Here is a 475-nt window from a genome sequence, read left to right as displayed (position 1 = left end):
CGCGAAGGCGGTGTATCAGTCTGGATTCTCATCGACTGACACCACGCCTTCGCGAGCAAGCCCGCTCCCACAGGGGGATGTCACATAGGCCGAATCCGTGGCTGGCAACTCTATGCCGCTGACCTATGCTGAAAGTAATACCGCAGGGTATGCGTTCAGAGGTCTACGCCATGAACATCAGAACAAGAAGGTACTTCGCGATTTTCATCACCTGCGCTGCCACGCTGGCGCTGTACGGCACCGCGGCCTGGCGGGTCGAGCAACTGCGACAACTGCCGCGCGAATACGCCAGCTGCAATTTCGAGCGCTGTATTCCGCATAACGCGACGCTTAATGCGCTGCGCTGAATGATCTGAGCTGGCATGCAATCCTGTGGGAGGGGGCTTGCTCCCGAATGCGGTGTGCCATTCAGCATTGATGCACACTGATACCCCGCGTTCGGGAGCAAGCCCCCTCCCCCAGGATATCGCCAGTG

The 475-nt window shown here is 58.9% G+C and carries 1 protein-coding gene; it reads left to right on the top strand.

The features are described from left to right. Positions 1 to 170: 170 nt before the first annotated feature. On the top strand, positions 171 to 347 hold the full coding sequence (locus tag QMX91_RS31350; protein WP_007964044.1) for a hypothetical protein: 177 nt from the start codon (positions 171 to 173) through the stop codon (positions 345 to 347). The last annotated feature ends 128 nt before the right edge of the window (positions 348 to 475 follow it).

This window comes from Pseudomonas sp. PS01299 (assembly GCF_029960145.1).
GTDB lineage: Bacteria > Pseudomonadota > Gammaproteobacteria > Pseudomonadales > Pseudomonadaceae > Aquipseudomonas > Aquipseudomonas putida_A.
This window is presented reverse-complemented; position numbering and strand designations above follow the sequence as displayed.